14 protein-coding genes and 1 pseudogene are annotated in these 18,683 nt (G+C 58.7%); 2 read left to right on the top strand and 13 right to left on the bottom strand.

All coding sequences use genetic code 11. The annotated features are described in order from the left end of the window. Positions 1-40: 40 nt before the first annotated feature. Positions 41-199 (bottom strand): annotated as a pseudogene (locus tag ACI514_RS13405) (DUF899 family protein); the annotation flags it as partial. Between the two features lie 499 nt (positions 200-698). Here ACI514_RS13405 and ACI514_RS13400 point away from each other — a divergent pair. Further along, the gene (locus tag ACI514_RS13400) at positions 699-1,001 is read left to right on the top strand and encodes a hypothetical protein (RefSeq protein WP_160057449.1); all 303 of its coding nucleotides are present in this window, start codon (positions 699-701) and stop codon (positions 999-1,001) included. Between the two features lie 112 nt (positions 1,002-1,113). Here the strand turns inward: ACI514_RS13400 and ACI514_RS13395 are convergent, their stop codons facing one another. The 9 genes from ACI514_RS13395 to ACI514_RS13355 form a co-directional block, all read right to left on the bottom strand. Continuing rightward, positions 1,114-2,751, bottom strand: a complete 1,638-nt coding sequence (locus tag ACI514_RS13395) for a BatD family protein (protein ID WP_160057450.1) — start codon at positions 2,749-2,751, stop codon at positions 1,114-1,116. Beyond that, positions 2,748-4,484: a VWA domain-containing protein gene (locus ACI514_RS13390; RefSeq protein ID WP_160057451.1), complete on the bottom strand. Its 1,737-nt coding sequence runs from the start codon at positions 4,482-4,484 to the stop codon at positions 2,748-2,750. The genes ACI514_RS13395 and ACI514_RS13390 overlap by 4 nt, the downstream gene beginning before the upstream one ends. Further along, entirely contained in the window at positions 4,481-5,560 is a 1,080-nt protein-coding gene (locus ACI514_RS13385; protein WP_405124033.1) for a vWA domain-containing protein, read from the bottom strand. Before ACI514_RS13385 ends, ACI514_RS13390 begins: the two co-directional genes overlap by 4 nt. Beyond that, the gene (locus tag ACI514_RS13380; RefSeq protein ID WP_160057453.1) at positions 5,553-6,050 is read right to left on the bottom strand and encodes a DUF4381 domain-containing protein; all 498 of its coding nucleotides are present in this window, start codon (positions 6,048-6,050) and stop codon (positions 5,553-5,555) included. Before ACI514_RS13380 ends, ACI514_RS13385 begins: the two co-directional genes overlap by 8 nt. Further along, entirely contained in the window at positions 6,047-6,991 is a 945-nt protein-coding gene (locus tag ACI514_RS13375; RefSeq protein WP_160057454.1) for a DUF58 domain-containing protein, read from the bottom strand. Before ACI514_RS13375 ends, ACI514_RS13380 begins: the two co-directional genes overlap by 4 nt. A gap of 5 nt (positions 6,992-6,996) precedes the next feature. Continuing rightward, positions 6,997-7,956, bottom strand: a complete 960-nt coding sequence (locus tag ACI514_RS13370; protein ID WP_007913915.1) for a MoxR family ATPase — start codon at positions 7,954-7,956, stop codon at positions 6,997-6,999. Positions 7,957-8,229: 273 nt separating this feature from the next. Continuing rightward, on the bottom strand, positions 8,230-8,583 hold the full coding sequence (locus tag ACI514_RS13365; protein WP_160057455.1) for a hypothetical protein: 354 nt from the start codon (positions 8,581-8,583) through the stop codon (positions 8,230-8,232). Positions 8,584-8,653: 70 nt separating this feature from the next. Then, the gene (locus tag ACI514_RS13360; RefSeq protein WP_095122866.1) at positions 8,654-9,220 is read right to left on the bottom strand and encodes a hypothetical protein; all 567 of its coding nucleotides are present in this window, start codon (positions 9,218-9,220) and stop codon (positions 8,654-8,656) included. Positions 9,221-9,301: 81 nt separating this feature from the next. Further along, positions 9,302-10,501 carry a colicin-like pore-forming protein gene (locus tag ACI514_RS13355; protein ID WP_405124032.1) on the bottom strand — a complete coding sequence of 400 codons (1,200 nt, stop codon included), beginning with the start codon at positions 10,499-10,501 and terminating at the stop codon, positions 9,302-9,304. 755 nt (positions 10,502-11,256) lie between these two features. On the opposite strand from ACI514_RS13355, the gene ACI514_RS13350 reads away from it, so the two are divergent. After that, positions 11,257-16,152: an NAD-glutamate dehydrogenase gene (locus tag ACI514_RS13350; protein ID WP_160057457.1), complete on the top strand. Its 4,896-nt coding sequence runs from the start codon at positions 11,257-11,259 to the stop codon at positions 16,150-16,152. Between the two features lie 164 nt (positions 16,153-16,316). Here the strand turns inward: ACI514_RS13350 and ACI514_RS13345 are convergent, their stop codons facing one another. The 3 genes from ACI514_RS13345 to fabI form a co-directional block, all read right to left on the bottom strand. After that, a complete protein-coding gene (locus tag ACI514_RS13345; protein WP_160057458.1) occupies positions 16,317-17,030 on the bottom strand; it encodes an ATPase in 714 nt (237 codons plus the stop codon). A 217-nt stretch (positions 17,031-17,247) separates the two neighbouring features. After that, positions 17,248-17,652: a cupin domain-containing protein gene (locus ACI514_RS13340; RefSeq protein ID WP_405124031.1), complete on the bottom strand. Its 405-nt coding sequence runs from the start codon at positions 17,650-17,652 to the stop codon at positions 17,248-17,250. 227 nt (positions 17,653-17,879) lie between these two features. Next, the gene (gene fabI / locus ACI514_RS13335) at positions 17,880-18,674 is read right to left on the bottom strand and encodes an enoyl-ACP reductase FabI (protein ID WP_007910591.1); all 795 of its coding nucleotides are present in this window, start codon (positions 18,672-18,674) and stop codon (positions 17,880-17,882) included. Positions 18,675-18,683 lie beyond the last annotated feature (9 nt).

Below are 18,683 nucleotides of genomic sequence, written 5' to 3'. Positions count from 1 at the left end.
TCCCAGGTTCAGCGCTATCTCCATGAAGTGGTGGAATCTTTTATCGTTCATGGCATCCGCAGGATTTTGTCTCATTATCATACCGATCATGATGCCGCACCCACTCCATGATCTCGTCCTCATTTCTGCCCTTGGGCGTGAGGTCGAGGTAGTTGTAGGCGCCGACCAGCATGTCCAGACTACGGGCATAGGTTGAATAGGCGGAGGATAACGGGACAGACCTCTTTTAAAAAAAACGTGGACTGTCCATGAGGGATCTTTCGTGGGTGTGACTCCAAAATCGCCATAAGGCAACTTGAACAGAAAAAGGACACTTCAGTAGCCATGCCAAAATTTGCTTGTGTATGCGGTCACGTCATTAACCTGTCTCAAGGGACGTCCGAGTGTGAAATGTCTCTGGTCGCTGAACAGAAGATAGATGAAATTGGCTATGCGCTATCAAATCGCTGGCTGTCTGAAGACGAATTCTACGAAGCGATAGACCATGGGGCTGTTACGGTTTATCGATGCCAGCAGTGCGGGCGGCTGCACGTGGACCAAGGTGGTGGACAGTTTTCTTCCTATATAAAGGAAGTGAATTAGTTGCTTGGGATTGGGCGATTGAAGTTGACAGGATGTCGAGGCCAACTGTGTCGAGCTTTTCCGCGCACACTTAAAAGAGGGGATGATTGGAACAATAAATTTCCGGAGGTCAGAGAGTGATTGCTGAAGATTTTGAACTTGTGACAGCCATTTTTCAGCTGGTTGAGGCCGGAATTGTTCACGGTTATGACGCCTTTCGATACCGCGTTGAATGGGGGGGGAACTATATGGAGGCAGACCTCGCCGTTGAAAAAAATGGCTCAGAAATCTGGGACGCTGAAACTGATTTCAACCATTCGAAAATCTATGCGCTTGTAGAAAAATTACACGAGCGTGCGGTCGCTCGCGGTGAACCCTGGAAGGCATTTGTTCTCTCCTATCGCGAAGGCGAACAAGTGAAAACGAAATTCGACTATTGATTCCGATTGTTTTCAGCCTTTTTTCCCTAAAGTAGAATCGAAAGATCGCAGCCTTCGGCAGCGCCTACACATACCCTCTGTAGGAGTTGCCGAAGGCTGCGATCTTTTGCTTTTACTTCGGATAAAGCGGCGGTAACCCGCTATCACCCACCGGATCCTGCACCCGTTCCGCCGCTGGAATCGTGCGGATCGCCCGCCACAAATCCTCACCCTGCCAATGCTGCCCCGTCTCGCTGTACAGCGCACCATTAAGCCCATCCAGCGCATCCGACAACGGCACAAACCGCGCCGCCATGTCCGCCAGTGTCTCCGGCTGCTGACGCGCCCACGCATCCAGCGCCTGCCGCGTTGCCTGTGGATCATTGGCCTGGCTCGCCCGCTTGATGTCATCCATCAACGTGCGCGGGCTCGGGCCGGTTTGGGCAGCGCGATGCACTGCCGGTTGCCAGCGCGCGCGCCACCACAGGCCGAAGCCGAGCAGGGTGGTGCAGGCGAGGATCAGCGTGCTGAGTTTCCACCACCACAACACATCGTTATCGACGGCGCTCACTTGCAGATTGCCGGCCGGGGTGTCGACTTGCAGGCTCGGGTTGTTGGCCACTTGCAGGGTGCGTGCGGGCAGGCTGCTGTGTTCCAGATGGTCTTCGAAGGTGTTCCACCAGACCACGTCCACCGTCGGCAAGTCGATGGCGCCGCTGCGACTTGGTACCAGCGCTTCGCGTTCTTCGCGGCTGCCGACAATACCGCGGTCGGTGCTCTGGTTACTCAGCACCGGTTGATCGGGGTAGCGGCGCAGGCCGTTGACGTCGGTGGCGGGCAGCGCTGGCAGTTGCGAGCTGGCGAGGCCTTCGACTTTCAACGTCAGGCTGCGTGTCAGGGAATCACCGACCTGGGTGTGCTCCGGCTCCGGGTTCCAGCTTTCGCTCAGGCTCAGGCTGCGCGCGGGCAGCCAAGGCGCGTCGACGGGATAGGTCAGCGGTTTGGGTTTGACCGTCAGGGGGATTTCGGACGAACTGACGCGCATCAGTTTGCCCGGCTTGGGGCCCTGCGCATTCGCGTCCTGAGACGGCTGCGTGTCGACCAGCGTCGCGCTGAACGTTTGCGGCGCAATGGTCAGCAAACCGCTGTGCTGCGGGTAGATCGCATAGCGCATCTCGATCACGCCGTGGCGCACACCGTTGAGGTCTTTTTCGTAGGTGCGCGTGTCGCCGAGTTGTTCGATGCGCGCATCGGCGATTTGCAGCGGCGTCAGGCTGCTGTCGTCGTAAAGCGACACCGAATGGTAGATACGCAGGGTCAGAATTGCCTGTGCCTGCACATACACGCTGGACTGATCGAGGCTGGCCTCGATGAACACCGGATCAAGGCTGTTCTTATTCTCGCGGGTGTCGCTTTCGACCACTTGTACGGTGATCGGCTGGCTCTGCGCGTCGCCCAATTGCAGCGGCGGGATCACCACGCTGCCGTTCTCTTTGGGCAGCAGGGTGATGATCCAGCGCGTGGTCGCGGGGTTGTCACCATTGAGGGTGTTGAGCTGGTTGACCTGCCGCGTGCCGCGCACTTCGAACAACGCTTCCAGCGCAGTCAGGTCGGGTTTGCCGAACTGGGTGACGTCGTTGGTTTCGAGGGTGAGTTCGACCGTCTCGCCGGAGTTCAGGCGACTGCGATCCACACTGGCGGTCAGCTCGGCCGCCTGGGCGGTGGCCGTGCAGAGCAGCAGGGGCAGCAAGAGAGCGGTGAAGCGGGTCATCGAGTGTTTTCCTGATCCTGATGTTGTTGCTGTTCGTACCAGAATTTGCGTCGCAGCAATTCGCCCGGATCATCCGGGATCTTGCCCAGCCATTGTTCCAGCGCCTGGCGTTGCTCGCCTTCGAGGTTGTCTTCACTCTGGCGCAGCGTCGGCACGGTGTCCGTCTGTTCTTCCTCGTCGCTGCCCGGCACTTCGTTGGGGCCTGGCTGCGGCGGCGTGGTCGGTGGCGGTTCGCTGGCCGATTCGCTCGGTTGCGCTTCGCTGTGGGTTTCACTTTTTACCGCCGGTGGTGGTGCGGTTGCAGGCGGTGGTTCGTCGCCGGGCAGGCTCTGTTCGGTCGATTTGTTGTCCGGTTCGGCGGGCGGCGGCGTGTTTTTCTGTTTGAGCAGGTTTTCCACCAACGCCTTGTTGGTCTGCGCCGGGCGCAAATCCGGTTGCAGTTCCAGTGCCTGTTCATAGGCGTCGATTGCCGCTTCCAGCTCACCGCTTTTCGCTAAAGCGTTGCCACGATTGTAGTGGGCGCGGGCATCGCTGCCTTCGGCGAAACGCTGAGCGGCGCCACTGTAGTCGCCGGCCTCGTACAACGCCACCCCTTGCCATTGGTGATCGTCAAAATGCTGCGCGGCTTCGGCCGGACGCTTCTGTTTGAGCAAGTGCAGGCCCTGTTGATCGGGGCGCAGCCACAAGTCCTCAAAATCAAAAGCGTAGCTCGGCTGTGGCAAGCACAGCAGCAACGGCAGGCAGAACAACCAGCCACGACGCCCGGCACACGCGGCGAGCAACAACAGCGGCAACAGCAGCCAGTAACCCTGATCTGCCCAGGTATCGAGGCGCACGGTCTGGCCATCATCGCGCAGACTGCGCGGGCCGTTGAGCAGGCCGAGCGCGCCAAGATCCGCTTCGTCGAGGCGCGCAGGGTGGTATTCGCCACCGACGCTGTTGAGGAAAGCGCTCAGGCCCGGACTGTCGAGTTGCGGCACGCGAATCGCGCCTTGTTCGTCCTTGAGGAAACTGCCGTCCTCTTGAGCGATTGGCGCACCTTCGGCGGTGCCGACGCCGAGCATCAATAACTGCGCCGATTGTCCGCTGAGTGCGCGGCGAATGCCTTGGCGTTCTTCTTCATCGAGCGATGAGCCGATCAGCAAAATCCGCCCCTGACCGAGTGCACCCTGTTTCAGCAGCGCCAGCGCTTTACTCACGGCGAGATCGGCACGGTGGCCGCTTTCCGGCATCAGCGAAGGCTTGAGCGCATCGAGCAAATTGCGACTGGTCGCCAGGTCATCCGACAGCGGCACCAGCGTGTGCGCGCTACCGGCGTAGACGACGATCGCGGTCTGCGCATCGCTGCGCGCCTGCAACAGGTCGAAGAGCTTGCGCCGCGCCTGTTCCAGTCGCGTTGGCGGCGAGTCGGTGGCGAGCATTTCCGGGGTCAGTTCCAGCACCACCACCAACGGATCGGCGGGTTTCTGGCTGGTCTGTTCGACGCGTTCCCAGCTCGGCCCGAGCAGCGCCAGGACCGTCAGCAACCACGCCACGCCGAGGGCGACCCACGGCAGTTTGCTGTCGCGACCATTGCCGCCGCTGAGCAGGGTGGCATGAAACGCTGGCGGCAAGATCATCTGCCAGCGCCCGGCACGTTTCTGTCGGTGCCAGAGTTGCCAGATCAGCCAGCCGAGCAGTGGCAGCAACAGCAGCCACCACGGACGAAACCAGTGCGGCCAGAGCGCGATCATCGGCGCCTCCGCAGACGCAGGCGCTTGAGGCGCTCGCGCCAGTCAGGCAGCGGACTTTGCAGATACAGCTCCTTGCTGAACAGGCGTTGCAGCGGGTTGTCCGGCCACAATTCCCGGGCGACCAGCAACAGGCTCAGCCATAACGCCAGCGCCAGAGGCCAGTGATACAAGGCTTGCGCCGGGCGGGCCTGGGTCGGTTGCTGGGTGACCGGCTCGAGTTGATCGAGGGTGTCCTTGATCGCTTGCAGTTCCTTGCCGTCGTGGGCGCGGAAATACTGGCCGCCGGTGACTTCGGCGATGGCTTTGAGCGCCGGTTCGTCGAGGTCCAGGCTCGGATTGACGCCGAGCAGGCCGGTTGAACCGCTGTCCTCCGGATTGGCGCCGATGCCGATCGGGTAAATCTTCACGCCTTCGCTAGCGGCCAGTTTTGCCGCCGTCAGCGGATCGATTTCGCCGCCGTTGTTCGCGCCGTCAGTGACCAGAATCAGCACGCGACTTTGCGCCGGGCGCATGCGCAGGCGTTTCAGCGCCAGACCGATGGCATCGCCGATGGCGGTGTTTTTGCCGGCAATGCCGATGCGCGCTTCGTCGAGCCAGACGCGCACGGTGTGGCGATCAAAGGTCAGCGGCGCTTGCAGATAAGCCTGACTGCCGAACAGGATCAGGCCGACACGGTCGCCATCGCGGCTTTCAAGGAAATCACCGAGCAGATGCTGCACCAGCGTCAGGCGACTGACCTCTTCGTCCTGCCACTGCATATCGGGGAAATCCATCGAGCCGGACACATCCACCGCCACCAGCAGATCACGCCCACTGGCAGCAATCGGCAGTGGTTCGCCGAGCCATTGCGGGCGCGCGGCGGCGGTCAGCAGCAACAGCCACAACAGCATGAACGGTGCTTGTTGGCGCCATGCGGGGAGATTGGCGCGAGCGCGACGGCGGGCAAGGCCTTCGAGGTCGGACAAGAAACTGACTTTCAGTGCCGGTTCGCCGCTGTCGGCCACTGGCAATACGAGGCGCATCAGCCACGGCAGCGGCACCAGCACGAAGATCCACGGCCAGGCGAACTCAAACATGTTTGCGAATCCACGTGTCGACAGCCTGGGTCAGGCCGGCGATGGCTTTGTCGTCGAGTTTGCATTCTGGTTTGTACGCGCCTTCGACCAGCACCATCCAGCGCGTCAGGCCCGCCGCCGGGCAGCGGTTGTCGAGGAACGCCAGCCATTTGCGCCCGTTGAGGGTATGGCTCTGGCTGTAGGGATAGTGGTTGCGGCACAGGCGTTTGAGCAGGCCGTTGAGTTGCTGCAGCCACGCGCCAGCCGGAGCGCCGTCGTAGGGTTTGGGCATTTGCGCCAGTTCGGCGAGGGCGGCGATGCGCACGGGGTCGAGCGGCTGTTCGGCGCGCACGATCGGGCGCTTTTTCATCGGAAAGAAACGGCGCAGACGCCACGCGGCATAACCGAGCAGCGGCAGCAACAGAAGCAGCAGCCACCAACCCGGCGCCGGCGGCCAGAAGGCGATCGGTGGCGGCGAGATCAGTGGTTGCAGTTGTTCGAGGCCGCTCATCGACCTTTCCCCGGTCGCTGCGGATTGAGGAATTCGCGCATCTGCTCGACCATTTCGCTTTGCGTGCTTAGCGGCATCAGCAGCACCCGCAGCTTTTGCGCGAGCAGTTCCCAGCGAGCGATGCGCGCTTCGGCCTGGGCGCGATAGGTCTGGCGCAGGTCGAAGTTGAGGGTGTCGAGTTCAAGCTGTGCGCCACGTTCGGCGAACCGTAGAAGGCCGGCGGCGGGCAGGGCGTGATCAAGGGGATCGGACAGCGGCAACATCAGCAGATCGCAATGGCGCGACAGGAGGCTCAGTTGCTGTTCGGCGCTGTCGGACAGCGCGCGCTCATCGCAGATGACGATCACCAGACTGCCCGGGCGCAGCACTTCACGGGCGCGGCGCAAGGCCACGCCGAACGCATCGCGATCCGGTTCACGCTCGCTGTGCAGCGACTGATTGACCTTGACCAGACGATTGAGCAATTGCAGCAGGCTCTGTTTGCTGCGCCGTGGCTTGATTTCGTAGTGCTCGTTGTCGCCGAACACCAGCCCGCCAACGCGATCGTTGTGGCCGAGCGCGGCCCAGCCGATCAACGCCGCAACTTGCGCCGCGAGCACCGATTTGAACATCAGCCCGGAACCGAAAAACAGCCGCGTGCTTTGCTCGACCATGATGAAAATCGGCCGTTCGCGTTCTTCATGGAACAGCTTGGTGTGCGGCTCTTGCGTGCGCGCCGTCACGCGCCAGTCGATGGTGCGCACGTCGTCGCCGGCCTGATAGACCCGCACTTGATCGAAGTCGACGCCGCGGCCACGGAATTTCGAGTGATGCAGGCCGATCAGCGGGCTGCGCTGACTCGGCGTGGAAAACAGCTGCACTTCACGTACGCGGTGACGCATCTCGATCAGCTCGGCGAGGCTGACGCGGATGCCCGGTTCGGACGGCAGGGAAGCGTTCATGGGGGTCAAGCGACGGCTACGACGTCGAGAATCCGCTGCACCACCCGATCCTGATCGATGCCGGCGGCTTCGGCTTCAAACGACAAAATGATGCGGTGACGCAACACATCGAACAGCACCGCCTGAATGTCTTCCGGGCTGACGAAGTCGCGACCGGCCAGCCAGGCATGAGCGCGGGCGCAGCGGTCGAGGGCAATCGAACCGCGCGGGCTGGCGCCGTAAGCGATCCACTCGGCCATTTCCGGGTCGAACTTGGCCGGGTTGCGCGTGGCCATGACCAGTTGCACGAGGTATTCCTCCACGGCGTCGGCCATGTACAGACCGAGGATTTCCTTGCGCGCGGCGAAGATTGCCTGCTGGCTGACGCGGCGCTCGGGTTTTGTTTCGCCGTTCAACGCTTCGCCACGGGCCTGCTGGAGGATGCGGCGCTCGACGGCGGCGTCCGGGAAACCGATTTTTACGTGCATCAGGAAACGATCGAGCTGGGCCTCCGGCAGCGGATACGTGCCTTCCTGCTCGATCGGGTTCTGCGTGGCCATCACCAGAAACAGCGGCGACAGCTCGTAAGTGCTGCGGCCGACACTGACCTGACGCTCGGCCATGGCTTCGAGCAGCGCCGATTGCACCTTGGCCGGGGCGCGGTTGATTTCGTCCGCCAGCACCAGGTTGTGGAAGATCGGCCCTTGCTGGAACACGAAACTGCCGGTTTCCGGGCGATAGATCTCGGTGCCGGTGATGTCGGCCGGCAGCAGGTCAGGGGTGAACTGAATGCGATGGAACTGGGCTTCGATGCCCTCGGCGAGTTCTTTGATCGCTTTGGTTTTGGCCAGACCCGGAGCGCCCTCGACCAGCATGTGACCGTCGGCGAGCAGGGCGATGAGCAAACGCTCGATGAGTTTTTCCTGGCCGAGAATCTGCGTTGAAAGAAAGGTTCGCAGCGCCAGCAGCGCTTCACGATGTTCCATCGGTGACTGTTCCTGGAAAGGGGTGGCCACGCGCGTTCGGATAACGCCGGGGCTGGGGGCGTTACTTTAATCCATCGCGGGGGGTGGCGACTAACGGCATTTTGCGCAAAGTGCGGGAAATGACTGGGGGAATTGTTGGGTTTTTGTAGTGCCGGGGGAGGGGCTGTGTTCTTCAGGGTCCCTTCGCGAGCAAGCTCGCTCCCACATTGACGGTGTACACGCAGTTCAAATGTGGGAGCGAGCTTGCTCGCGAAGAGGCCTATTCAGAAACCATCAAACTTCGTTAATGAAGGTGCCAGTCCCGTCGAGGATATTCGTCAAGGTCTCGACAACCTCATCCATATCCACCATATCCGGGTTAAAGCTGATCTCCAGTACATCATCCCCATTCAACGCATCAGCATCCGCCGCCGCAATCTCGATCTTCAGCAGCGTCGAGGTCAAAGTAATTTTTACGCCGTCGAGCGTCGAAGGCTCGCCATCCAGGGTGATCTCCAGCTCATCCTCATCCGGATAGCGGCTCATCAGGAACATGTCGCCCTTGTCGCTGTGGCAGCAGAGCATGGCCATGTTGTCTTCTTCGTCATCGCACGGGTTGACGATCAGTAGGGCGGTGGTCATTTGCATCGGGGTATTCCTAGTCGGCGCGGACAAAATGTAATTTTGCCACCCTAAAAAAGTTTTTGCTGCTATTGCTTCACGCTTTTTCTCTAGAGTTCCACCACCTTTTTAGAATGCGACATGGGATGTAATACAAGCAGCGTTGCACCATAAATGGTACAACGAGAAATGGAAATAAAGACATGGCCACGTTGTGGGCGGAAAAGAAAAAGACATTAAGTCCGAACAAATTTCCGTATTTGCCTTTGGTTGTTCCGAGGTCTGTTGATGTCAAATAAAAACACCAGATAAAAAGTGCTGAGAGAGCTACGCCTGCGAAAAGCAAGGTCAGATATCGTCTAAGTGTCATTTGATCGAACTGCGTTGAGTCGAACTTTTCCGTGAAGGCATAAAAAGTTGAGACAGCAGCGAGCAGGGGGGCAAAAAGCGCAATATAATTTGCAGTCGCTTTTGAGCTGAAAGGAAATAAGGATGACCAGAAACCAATCAGTCCGAATAGCTGATTGTCCAGAAAGTGATCAATCGCCATATCCAAGTTGGACTGAGGGTGGGCGGGAAGGATCAGGTTAATTAGAAAAATGGGCGTCGCGAACAGTCCGAATGCAATCAAAGGTAAAGGTTGATCTGGTTTTTTACTCGTCATGAACTGCACTCTTTGGAATCGAGGTTTATGCCGCTTTGGTAATCGGGGTCTGGCTAGGCGTGCTCGACCCCGACAGTGACTTTAGCGCTGATCTTTCAGTGCAGTTTCTAGGTGGTCAGAGATGAAAGCGTTTATTTTTTCTACATTATTGGCATTTAAAAGAGATGCGATTGTGGCAATCGCTACGCCAACGGCAACGATACCTATTGCGCTAGCGGCGAAACCCGGGCTGAACACTGCGAGCAATGTCGCCACCGCCGCGCCAGCACCCACGCCGAGCGCGATACTCTCAAGCTCCAGAATCAAGGGCTTCCAGTTACCGTCCCGGAAGCCAATGACCGTCTTTTCGATCACCGAATGGGCCTGAACGATTTTTCCGGTCACGCCAAACCCCTTGGCGAGCTTATTGACACTGTCCATATAGGTCGCTTTATCCAGCGCATTGAGCGCGTCCACAACCGCACGCGTATCCTGCGGACTGAGCCGCGCATTGGGATTGGTCCGCACTGTCTCGAAAGTCTGCATCGCCTCCGCATAGCTTCTGATCTTCTTCCCCGAAATATCCTTTTGAAGATCCATGACCACCTGGTGCAGATTGGCGCCATATTTCTCGAAGATGTATTTGTTCGCGTCGGCGACGAAAGCCACCGCGCGTTTGTAGTCATCAATGCGTTTGGCTTCTGCTTCGGCCGCAATTCGCTTTTTTTCGTCGTCCTGTCGTTGAGCTTCCGCCAGAGCGGCCAAATGAGCTTGTTCTGCCGCGTGTCTCTGAGCTTCTTCAGCACGTCGCGCCGCTTCGGCAGCCTGTTGTTGCGCAAGCGCCTCGGCCTGTCGACGGGCTATCTCGGCATACAGTTGTGCTTGTCTTGATTGAAGGCTGGAAATTTGCGCATTCAACAGCATCGCATCATAAGTCGCTTGCAATTTTGCATGCTGCCGAGAGGTCTGCACGTCTCTCAGCTTTTGCTGCAGTGCCGTGTTTTTCTGAAAGAGTAACTCGTTGACTGTATTGGTCGCTCTCTCCAACCATGTTTTCGGTGTTACGTCAGCCAATGGTGGCTGTCGGCTGTCTGCCAGATTGAGCTCTATTTGCAAGTTGTGCTCAAGGTTTTGTTGTTGCGCGAGATAGTCGCTTTCGATGGCCAGTGTAAATCCATGCATTGGATTACCAAGCGGATAATTCTTTAGAATGTCACCGCGAATGGAGCCTGGGTTCAGATTGATTATTTCCCATGTGCCGTCGCCATAAAATACAGTTGTCGGAAGTTCCAGTTGTCTCATGTGTTGACTCCTTTTCCTGATACAGAACCTGTTCCGTGGTTCGGTCTCATATTAATAGCGCTGCTGGCAGAAATATTCTGTAGGGTCCGGTCTTTTAGTTTTGTGAGACAATTCTTGTCGGGTTGTAAGTTTTTATAAAAGCTTTTTGGTGGTCGTTATTTTTGGTGTTTTTTTGATTTAAAAAGAGCTGCGGTAGAAATATCCTGCGATATTTTCTTATTGTTGGAGATGAAATTGCTGACGCGAAGGTAGGATTTTTTACGTGGCGGGACTGATCCGCGTCAACCGCTCGCGCTGAACCCGATGCCACGCTCAAGGTCGATAGAACGGCCTTGGGCGTTTTCGTTTCTGGATATGTAGAGGGAAAAGGTCTGCACTTGGGACGGATGTCCCGTAAATACGGGCATGTAGCCCGGCGTTTTCCGCCACGACTGCTAGTGTTTACCGGTGCCAAACCCTTGGTTTACGTGCCAATGACCGAATATGTCGCAGCACCGCAAGCAGACACATTGTCGCACCCTTTAAGCTGCGCAACGGATGAGCACCCGTAAAGGCATTGTCGGCACCGCTGGCAGTCGCTTTTGCAGATGCCCATTCAATGGAAGGTGAATGTGACCTGAGTGTCCCGTCCAGCTTCACCCACCTGTCCCCCTGTTTCCTCTGCCCGAGAATCAGGAACAGGGCGACACAAGCCCCGAAAGGGGTGTTGCACGCGACGCTTTCCATCAATAACAAGCTTAAGCGGAGTACCACAGATGGCGTTCTTCACCGCAGCCAGCAAAGCCGACTTCCAGCACCAACTGCAAGCGGCACTGGCGCAGCACATCAGTGAACAGGCACTGCCACAAGTGGCGCTGTTCGCTGAACAATTCTTCGGCATCATTTCCCTGGACGAGCTGACTCAACGTCGCCTCTCCGACCTCGCTGGCTGTACTCTTTCCGCGTGGCGCTTGCTTGAGCGCTTCGATCACGCGCAACCGCAAGTGCGCGTCTACAACCCCGATTACGAGCGTCATGGCTGGCAGTCGACCCACACCGCGGTCGAAGTCCTGCACCATGACCTGCCATTTCTGGTCGACTCGGTTCGTACCGAGCTGAACCGTCGCGGCTACAGCATCCACACCCTGCAAACCACCGTGCTCAGCGTGCGTCGTGGCAGCAAGGGCGAGTTGCTGGAAATCCTGCCGAAGGGCAGCACCGGCGAAGGCGTTCTGCATGAATCGCTGATGTATCTGGAAATCGACCGCTGCGCCAACGCGGCCGAACTGAATGTGCTGAGCAAAGAGCTGGAACAGGTTCTCGGTGAAGTCCGCGTCGCGGTCGCCGATTTCGAACCGATGAAAGCCAAGGTGCAGGACATCCTCACCCAGCTCGATAACAGCGCGTTCGCCGTTGATGCCGACGAAAAGAACGAAATCAAAAGCTTCCTGGAATGGCTGGTTGGCAACCACTTCACCTTCCTCGGCTACGAAGAATTCGTGGTCACCGATCAGGCCGATGGCGGCCACATCGAGTACGACCAGAACTCCTTCCTTGGCCTGACCAAACTGCTGCGCACCGGCCTGACCTACGAAGACCTGCGCATCGAAGACTACGCCGTTGCCTACCTGCGCGAACCGACCCTGCTGTCATTCGCCAAGGCTGCGCACCCGAGCCGTGTCCACCGTCCGGCGTACCCGGACTACGTGTCGATCCGTGAAATCGACGCTGACGGCAAAGTCATCAAGGAACACCGTTTCATGGGCCTGTACACCTCGTCGGTGTATGGCGAGAGCGTGCGGGTCATCCCGTTCATCCGCCGCAAGGTCGAAGAAATCGAAACGCGCTCCGGCTTCCAGTCCAAGGCTCACCTGGGCAAGGAACTGGCGCAGGTTCTCGAAGTGCTGCCGCGTGATGACCTGTTCCAGACCCCGGTCGACGAACTGTTCACCACCGTGATGTCGATCGTGCAGATCCAGGAACGCAACAAGATCCGCGTGTTCCTGCGCAAAGACCCGTACGGGCGTTTCTGCTACTGCCTGGCCTACGTGCCGCGCGACATCTACTCCACCGAAGTTCGTCAGAAGATCCAGCAAGTGCTGATGGAGCGCCTGAAGGCTTCCGATTGCGAATTCTGGACGTTCTTCTCCGAATCCGTGCTGGCGCGCGTGCAGTTGATCCTGCGTGTCGACCCGAAAAACCGTCTCGACATCGACCCGGTGCTGCTGGAAAAAGAAGTCGTGCAAGCCTGCCGCAGCTGGCAGGACGATTACGCCGCACTGACCGTCGAAAGCTTCGGGGAAGCCCACGGCACCAACGTGCTGGCCGACTTCCCGAAAGGCTTCCCGGCTGGCTACCGCGAGCGTTTTGCTGCGCATTCGGCCGTGGTCGACATGCAGCACCTGCTGAGCCTCAACGAAAAAAATCCGTTGGTGATGAGCTTCTACCAGCCGCTCGGTCAGGTCTCCGGCCAGCGCGAGCTGCATTGCAAGCTGTATCACGCCGACACGCCGCTGGCGCTGTCCGACGTGTTGCCGATTCTGGAAAACCTCGGCCTGCGCGTACTGGGTGAATTCCCGTACCGTCTGCGTCACACCAATGGCCGCGAGTTCTGGATTCACGACTTCGCGTTCACTGCCGCTGAAGGCCTCGACCTCGACATTCAGCAACTCAACGACACCCTGCAGGACGCGTTCGTCCACATCGTTCGCGGCGACGCCGAAAACGATGCGTTCAACCGTCTGGTACTGACCGCCGGCCTGCCATGGCGCGACGTGGCGCTGCTGCGTGCTTACGCGCGTTACCTGAAGCAGATTCGTCTGGGCTTCGACCTCGGTTATATCGCCAGCACCCTGAACAACCACACCGACATCGCTCGCGAGCTGACCCGGTTGTTCAAGACCCGCTTCTATCTGGCGCGCAAACTCAGCGACGACGATCTGGAAGACAAGCAACTGCGTCTGGAACAAGCGATTCTGACCGCACTGGACGACGTCCAGGTGCTCAACGAAGACCGCATCCTGCGTCGTTACCTCGACCTGATCAAAGCCACCCTGCGGACCAACTTCTATCAGACTGACGCCAACGGCCAGAACAAGTCGTACTTCAGCTTCAAGTTCAACCCGCACGCGATCCCTGAACTGCCGAAGCCAGTGCCGAAGTTCGAAATTTTCGTTTACTCGCCACGCGTTGAAGGCGTGCACCTGCGCTTCGGTAACGTCGCCCGTGGTGGTCTGCGCTGGTCCGACCGTGAAGAAGACTTCCGTACTGAAGTCCTCGGCCTGGTAAAAGCCCAGCAAGTGAAGAACTCGGTCATCGTGCCAGTGGGCGCGAAGGGCGGCTTCCTGCCGCGTCGCCTGCCATTGGGCGGCAGCCGTGACGAGATCGCAGCCGAGGGCATCGCCTGCTATCGCATCTTCATTTCCGGTCTGTTGGACATCACCGACAACCTGAAAGACGGCGCGCTGGTACCGCCATTGAACGTGGTTCGCCACGACGATGACGACCCGTACCTGGTGGTCGCAGCGGACAAGGGCACTGCAACCTTCTCCGACATCGCCAACGGCATCGCCATCGATTACGGCTTCTGGCTGGGTGACGCGTTTGCGTCCGGTGGTTCGGCCGGTTACGACCACAAGAAAATGGGCATTACCGCCAAAGGCGCGTGGGTCGGCGTACAACGCCACTTCCGCGAGCGCGGCATCAATGTTCAGGAAGACAGCATCACCGTAGTGGGCGTCGGCGACATGGCCGGTGACGTGTTCGGTAACGGCCTGTTGATGTCGGACAAGCTGCAACTGGTCGCGGCCTTCAACCACATGCACATCTTCATCGACCCGAACCCGAATCCGGCGACCAGCTTCGTCGAGCGTCAGCGCATGTTCGACCTGCCGCGTTCGGCCTGGACCGACTACGACACCAGCATCATGTCCGAAGGTGGCGGTATCTTCTCGCGCAGCGCGAAGAGCATCGCGATCTCCCCGCAAATGCAGGAACGCTTCGACATCAAGGCTGACAAGCTGACCCCGACCGAACTGCTGAACGCCTTGCTCAAGGCGCCGGTGGATCTGCTGTGGAACGGCGGTATCGGTACTTACGTCAAGGCCAGCACCGAAAGCCACGCCGATGTCGGCGACAAGGCCAACGACGCGCTGCGCGTGAACGGTAACGAACTGCGCTGCAAAGTCGTTGGCGAGGGCGGTAACCTCGGCATGACCCAACTGGGTCGTGTGGAGTTCGGTCTGAATGGCGGCGGTTCCAACACCGACTTCATCGACAACGCCGGTGGCGTGGACTGCTCCGACCACGAAGTGAACATCAAGATCCTGCTGAACGAAGTGGTTCAGGCCGGTGACATGACCGACAAGCAACGCAACCAGTTGCTGGCGAGCATGACCGACGAAGTCGGTAATCTGGTGCTGGGCAACAACTACAAGCAGACTCAGGCCCTGTCCCTGGCGGCGCGCCGTGCCTATGCGCGCATCGCTGAGTACAAGCGTCTGATGGGCGATCTGGAAGGCCGTGGCAAGCTGGACCGTGCCATCGAGTTCCTGCCGACCGAAGAGCAACTGGCCGAGCGTATTGCTGAAGGCCACGGTCTGACCCGTCCTGAGCTGTCCGTGCTGATCTCCTACAGCAAGATCGACCTCAAAGAGCAGCTGTTGGGCTCGCTGGTTCCGGACGACGATTACCTGACCCGCGACATGGAAACGGCGTTCCCGCCGACCCTGGTCAGCAAGTTCTCCGAAGCCATGCGTCGTCACCGTCTGAAGCGCGAAATCGTCAGCACCCAGATCGCCAACGACCTGGTCAACCACATGGGCATCACCTTCGTTCAACGACTCAAAGAGTCGACCGGCATGAGCCCGGCGAACGTCGCTGGCGCTTACGTGATCGTGCGCGACATTTTCCACCTCCCGCACTGGTTCCGTCAGATCGAAGCGCTGGACTACCAAGTCAGCGCTGACGTTCAGTTGGAACTGATGGACGAACTGATGCGTCTGGGCCGTCGCGCTACGCGCTGGTTCCTGCGTGCCCGTCGCAACGAGCAGAACGCTGCCCGTGACGTCGCGCACTTCGGTCCGCACCTGAAAGAGCTGGGTCTTAAGCTCGACGAACTGCTGAGCGGCGAAATCCGTGAAAACTGGCAGGCGCGTTATCAGGCTTACGTCGAAGCCGGTGTACCGGAATTGCTGGCGCGTATGGTCGCGGGCACCTCGCACCTGTACACGCTGCTGCCGATCATCGAAGCCTCCGACGTGACTGGCCAGAACCCTGCTGAAGTGGCCAAGGCCTACTTCGCTGTGGGCAGTGCGCTGGACATCACCTGGTACCTGCAACAGATCAGCGCGCTGCCGGTTGAAAACAACTGGCAAGCCCTGGCTCGTGAAGCGTTCCGTGACGATGTCGACTGGCAGCAACGTGCGATCACCATCTCCGTCCTGCAACAGGGCGACGGCACGCTGGATGTGGAAGCACGCCTGGCGCTGTGGATGGAACAGCACGAAAGCATGATCTCGCGCTGGCGCGCCATGTTGGTGGAAATCCGTGCGGCGAGCGGTACGGACTACGCCATGTATGCCGTGGCCAACCGGGAACTGCTGGATCTGGCGTTGAGTGGGCAGGCGGTAGTGCCTGCTGTTGCTGCGAATGCCGAGCTTGAACTGGCGTAAGTAGTGCTTGAATGAGAAAGCCCCGGCGTCGAGAGATGCTGGGGCTTTTTTATGTCTGAGGGGTTTGTAGTGTTAGGTCTGGCCCCTTCGCGAGCAGGCTCGCTCCCACATTTGGAATGCGTTCCCCTGTGGGAGCGAGCTTGCTCGCGAAGAGGCCCTTACTGTCAATACAACTTCTGACCTTGTTTACTATCAAGCATCGACACTTTATCCGCAGGCCGCGCGACTAAATTGTTGAGCGACTGGTCAAACTTCTGCAGCGCCCGAACTTGCACATCCTGCTGCTGATTAATGTCGGCAACTATCTCTTCCGACCGTTTGAAGTCCGCCCATACTGGCGTCAACTCTCTCGCCTCGGAACCTTTCGCCGTACCGATATAGTTCAACTGCGCATCATAAAAGTCGGCACTGACATCGGCCTTGATATCGGAACTGCGCGAAGTGATCAACTGACTGTGGGTGTCGACGATTGCTACCACATCCGGCCTGGCCGCACGCAGGCTTTGCATATTCGGATACACCGTCACCGAGCCGAACTGGCGTTGCAAGGATGCGTTGACCCATTCCACCGCCATGTCTGGTTTCGAGCTGGCGACGTAGGCGTCATGGATCGGTTGCACCAGCAGGCTCTGGCCAAAACCGGTGCCAGCGTTGGCCTGATAGTCGCGCAGGTATTCGCGGTTGGTCTGGGTGCTTGGGCTGTAGATCACGCCCAAGGACACGCCGGGACCGCTTTTCACTTGCGCGGCGCTGCTGCGGCCGGTGGGATGGGGGAGCAGGGTATCCAGTGAGGAAACGGCTTGCGGCGCGGTGGGTACCGAACAGGCGGACAGAGCCAAAACCGATATCGCCAGTACACTGGTGAACGCAAGTTTCATGGTGTTTCTCCCGTGAAACAACATCAGTCGGAAAGTTTGAAATGCCGTCGGCGACGACAGTTAATTCAGACTAAACCCGCCAAGCTGACAATTTGCTGTAATAAAACCAGAGCAATAGTTTGATTGGCTTTAACCCGTAGCGGCTAATTGCGCAGGGAAATAAAAAGGCGCTAATCGTCGATTTGCGCCCGTTTATTTATGGCTGATTAAACAGCCATCAGTTTTTCAGCGGGATCAACACCTGTTCATCCGGGGACAGCACCAAGAACACCAGCAACTTGGCAGGTTTGCTTTTGCTGGCATTTTTTGACACCAGATGTTCGGAGCCGGCGGGCTCGTACCAGAACTGGCCTTTCTTGTAGGTGATCGCCTGTTCACCTTTGACCTGGGAAATCACTTCACCTTCGAGCACGTAAGCCATGGCGGTGCCGTCGTGTTTGTGGGCAATGGAAGACTGGCCGGGTTTGTAGTCGACCTCGATCATCATGGCTTTTTTGCTCGGGGCGTTTTTCAGCATCTGGTCTTGCAGGACCGTGACTTTTTCCGAGGGATCGTGAGCGAAAGCGGCCGAGGTGCAAAGGCTCAGGGCGAGGGCGGCGGCGAAGAAGGGCAGGGCTTTCATGGCAGGCTACCTGTGAGGGTTGGGAGTGCAATCACAGTAGTCCGCAGGGTGGCGCATTCAAACGGCCAATATTCGGAAAGATCAGGTGACCAATCGGCGGCGCGTCAGAAAGGTTATCGGTGTGGCGGAATACGTCTTCGCGAGCAAGCTCGCTCCCACAGGGGACAGTGTTTCGGCCAATAAAAAACCCGCCTGAAAAGGCGGGTTTTTTATTGGCTAAGCGAAGATCACTCTTCGATGTTGCCCATGGCGGTGGTGTTGAAGCCACCGTCGACGTACATGATTTCACCGCTGATGCCCGACGCCAGGTCGGAGCACAGGAAGGCGCCGGCGTTGCCGACTTCGTCGATGGTGACGTTGCGACGCAGCGGGGTTTGCGCTTCGTTGGCGGCCAGCATCTTGCGGAAGTTCTTGATGCCGGAGGCTGCCAGGGTACGGATCGGGCCAGCCGATACGCAGTTGACGCGGGTGCCGTCCGGGCCCAGAGAGCCGGCCAGGTAACGCACGCCAGCTTCCAGCGAAGCCTTGGCCATGCCCATGACGTTGTAGTTCGGCATGGTGCGCTCGGCGCCCAGGTACGACAGGGTCAGCAGGCTGCCGTTGCGACCTTTCATCATTTCGCGGCCGGCTTTGGCCAGGGCCACGAAGCTGTAGGCGCTGATGTCGTGAGCGATGCGGAAACCGTCACGGGTGGTGGCTTCGGTGAAGTCGCCGTCCAGTTGGTCGCCCGGGGCGAAACCAACGGAGTGAACGATGCAGTCCAGGCCGTCCCACTTCTTGCTCAGTGCTTCGAAGACCTTGGCGATTTCTTCATCGCTGGCCACGTCGCACGGGAAGCACAGCTCAGGGCTCGAACCCCAGCCTTGGGCGAATTCTTCAACACGACCTTTCAGTTTGTCGTTCTGATAAGTGAAGGCAAGCTCAGCGCCCTCGCGATGCATGGCGGCAGCAATGCCGGATGCGATGGACAGCTTGCTGGCGACACCGACGATCAGTACGCGCTTACCGGCGAGAAAACCCATGTGTTGCTC

Source organism: Pseudomonas sp. M20 (genome assembly GCF_045037865.1).
Classification (GTDB): domain Bacteria; phylum Pseudomonadota; class Gammaproteobacteria; order Pseudomonadales; family Pseudomonadaceae; genus Aquipseudomonas.
The sequence above is the reverse complement of the archived record's forward strand: the minus strand, read 5'-3'. Positions and strand labels throughout refer to the sequence as shown.

Coding starts and splice junctions, on each gene's coding strand:
- ACI514_RS13345 (WP_160057458.1), bottom strand. CDS start 17,030: ATGAAACTTGCGTTCACCAGTGTACTGGCGATATCGGTTTTGGCTCTG.
- ACI514_RS13370 (WP_007913915.1), bottom strand. CDS start 7,956: ATGGAACATCGTGAAGCGCTGCTGGCGCTGCGAACCTTTCTTTCAACG.
- ACI514_RS13355 (WP_405124032.1), bottom strand. CDS start 10,501: ATGAGACAACTGGAACTTCCGACAACTGTATTTTATGGCGACGGCACA.
- ACI514_RS13390 (WP_160057451.1), bottom strand. CDS start 4,484: ATGATCGCGCTCTGGCCGCACTGGTTTCGTCCGTGGTGGCTGCTGTTG.
- ACI514_RS13340 (WP_405124031.1), bottom strand. CDS start 17,652: ATGAAAGCCCTGCCCTTCTTCGCCGCCGCCCTCGCCCTGAGCCTTTGC.
- fabI (WP_007910591.1), bottom strand. CDS start 18,674: ATGGGTTTTCTCGCCGGTAAGCGCGTACTGATCGTCGGTGTCGCCAGC.
- ACI514_RS13350 (WP_160057457.1), top strand. CDS start 11,257: ATGGCGTTCTTCACCGCAGCCAGCAAAGCCGACTTCCAGCACCAACTG.
- ACI514_RS13375 (WP_160057454.1), bottom strand. CDS start 6,991: ATGAACGCTTCCCTGCCGTCCGAACCGGGCATCCGCGTCAGCCTCGCC.
- ACI514_RS13380 (WP_160057453.1), bottom strand. CDS start 6,050: ATGAGCGGCCTCGAACAACTGCAACCACTGATCTCGCCGCCACCGATC.
- ACI514_RS13365 (WP_160057455.1), bottom strand. CDS start 8,583: ATGCAAATGACCACCGCCCTACTGATCGTCAACCCGTGCGATGACGAA.
- ACI514_RS13395 (WP_160057450.1), bottom strand. CDS start 2,751: ATGACCCGCTTCACCGCTCTCTTGCTGCCCCTGCTGCTCTGCACGGCC.
- ACI514_RS13360 (WP_095122866.1), bottom strand. CDS start 9,220: ATGACGAGTAAAAAACCAGATCAACCTTTACCTTTGATTGCATTCGGA.
- ACI514_RS13385 (WP_405124033.1), bottom strand. CDS start 5,560: ATGTTTGAGTTCGCCTGGCCGTGGATCTTCGTGCTGGTGCCGCTGCCG.